This window comes from Acidovorax sp. GW458-11-26-14-TSB4 (assembly GCF_059423865.1).
In genome coordinates this window covers 1-1,919 of the sequence record NZ_JBWKYR010000050.1, presented here as the reverse complement: position 1 = coordinate 1,919, position 1,919 = coordinate 1, and the positions used below count along the sequence as shown (strand labels likewise).

Genomic DNA, 1,919 nt, shown 5'->3' with positions numbered 1-1,919 from the left:
AAGTCGAGCGCCTGCGTCCAGGTGCCGCCCTGCCCCAGGAAGTCCACGGCGATCTGCACGTTCTGCGCGCTGGCCAGCGATGCCCCCACCGTCTGGGTGATCAGCGCCTTGGCCTTGTCGGCCGTGCTGGCGCCGGCCGGCAGGGTGCTCTCGTACCAGTTCCAGGCGCTTTGCAGCAGCACTTCCTTGGTCCACTCGGGGCTGGACAGGCCGTTCTGCGTCTGCAGCGTCGGCAACTGGCCCGTGAGGCCCTGGAACAGCAGGGCCGTGGTCTCCAGGCGGGCATAGTCCTGGTTGTAGGCCAGGGCCAGGCGCGGGTCGATGGCCACGCCGCCCTGCCAGTTGCCCACGATGGTGCCCTGCGTCAGCTCGCTGAGCACCGGCTCCACAGAGCTGAAGCTGGCGTGCAGCGTGTGGTCGGTTCCCAGCGCAAAGCGCCAGTTGCCGGCATCGCTCGCACCGCCGACCAGGATGTCGTTGCCGGCGCCGCCTTCCAGGTGGTCGTTGCCGATGCCGCCGACCAGCCGGTCGTTGCCTTCATCGCCGTACAGCTTGTCGTTGCCGGCCTTGCTGCCCACCACGTCGTTGCCGCCGCCACCGCGCAGCACATCGTCATCCGGGCCGAGCACGATGAACTGCGCCGCGCCATCGCCCACCACGAAGTTCGCACCCACGCCCCCCACCACGCGCACGGCGCCGATGACGATGGCGAACTCCACCTTGTCGAACTGCAGCACGGTGCCCGGCGGCAGTTGCCGCGCGTCGATCACCAGCGCCTCCTGGCGCTGGGGGTGGGCGGCATCGCCCTCGCCCGTGCCATTGCCGCCGGTGATGACGATGGGCTGCCCGGGCGCCGCCGTCACGCCCGCGCCCGTGGTCAGCGTGAGGGTGCGCACCGTGACCTGGCCCTGGTCCTGCACGCCGGGCACGAAGGTGTCGATGCCCGACTGCAGCAGTTGGGTGAAGTCCGCCGGCAGCGAGATCGGCTGGCTGGCACCGATGAGCTTGTCGCGCAGCGTGAGGTTGTTGCCCGCGGTCTCGCTCGATGCCACACCGATGCCCACCGGCAGCCCGATCTGCAGCACCGTGTCGCCGCTCGCGCTGGCCAGCGGGATGTCGGCCAGCTGGTTGTTGGGCGTGTTGGGGTCCTCGGGCCGGTTGGCGGGCACGGGGGTCACGGTGGTTGTGGTGGTCGTGCTGCCGTTGGCATTGGTGGTGGTACCGGTCTGCACCGTGGTGCCATCCACCGTGGACTGGCCAGGCGGCGTGGGGCCCGGGCCTTCGTCCGGTGGGGCGGCGGTGGTGAAGTTGTAGGTGGTTTCATTGACCACGGCGGCTGCGGCATTGCCCACCACGTCCTTGAGAGCGCCGGCGGCCCAGTTGACGTAGTACGCGGTTGCCGGGGACAGGGCCGCTGCGGGCGTGATGACGAGCTGGCCGCTGCCGTTGATGGTGACGGTGGCGGCCACCAGGGTGTCGGTGGCCACGTCGCGCAAGGCCACCGAACTGGTGTTGCTGTCCGCCGCGCTCAGCGCTTCGGAGAAGGGCAGCACGATGGCGCCCGTGATGGAGGCGCTGGTGGCGTTGTCCGCGGGGGTGGCGGCCCCTGGGGTGGGTGTGGGCGCTGTGGTGTCCAGCACGTAGCTGCTGGTGAATTCGGTCCCGTGGTTGCCGGCCGCATCGGCCACGCGCAGCTTGAAGGTGTCGCTGCCGGCGAGGGTCTGGCCTGCCAGGGTCCAGGTGGTCTGGCCTTCGGCGGCGGTGGCATCGACCCAGGTGCCGCCGTTGTTCAGCGAGATCTGCACCACCTCGCCGAACAGCAGGTTCGCGCTGACCGTGCCGGACAGGGTCTGGCTGGCGGCGGAGGTCTTGAGGTCGCTGGTGTTGGCGCCCGTGTCGGCAGAGAAGGCGAGCGTGCT

At 70.1% G+C, this 1,919-nt stretch carries 1 protein-coding gene; it reads right to left on the bottom strand.

The genetic code is table 11. From position 1 onward, the window contains the following. On the bottom strand, nt 1-1,919 hold a 1,919-nt coding region (locus AC07X5_RS32600), incomplete at both ends, for an Ig-like domain-containing protein (protein ID WP_494773547.1).